The organism is Pseudomonas sp. SIMBA_068 (assembly GCF_046534705.1).
GTDB lineage: Bacteria > Pseudomonadota > Gammaproteobacteria > Pseudomonadales > Pseudomonadaceae > Aquipseudomonas > Aquipseudomonas putida.
Genome location: NZ_JAWRYI010001226.1, coordinates 1 through 249, shown reverse-complemented (window position 1 = coordinate 249; position 249 = coordinate 1). Strand labels below are relative to the sequence as shown.

The window sequence follows — 249 nt, the reverse complement described above, 5'->3', positions numbered from 1 at the left end:
CCAATTATTGTTATGAGTGTTATTCCATTTGGCATGATTGGCGCAGTAGTCGGGCACTGGATAATGGGGATGGATTTAACCATTATGAGCCTACTAGGTATGCTTGCGTTAATAGGTGTTGTAGTGAACGATTCGCTTGTATTGGTTGATTTTATTAATAAAAAACGCAGCGAAGGTGGCGATTTAATAGAGGCCGTTAAACTTGCTGGCGCATCGCGCTTTCGCCCAGTTATGCTCACCAGTTTAACC

At 43.0% G+C, this 249-nt stretch carries 1 protein-coding gene; it reads left to right on the top strand.

All coding sequences use genetic code 11. The features are described 5' to 3' along the window. On the top strand, nucleotides 1-249 hold a 249-nt coding region (locus SB756_RS33450; protein ID WP_410913682.1), incomplete at both ends, for an efflux RND transporter permease subunit.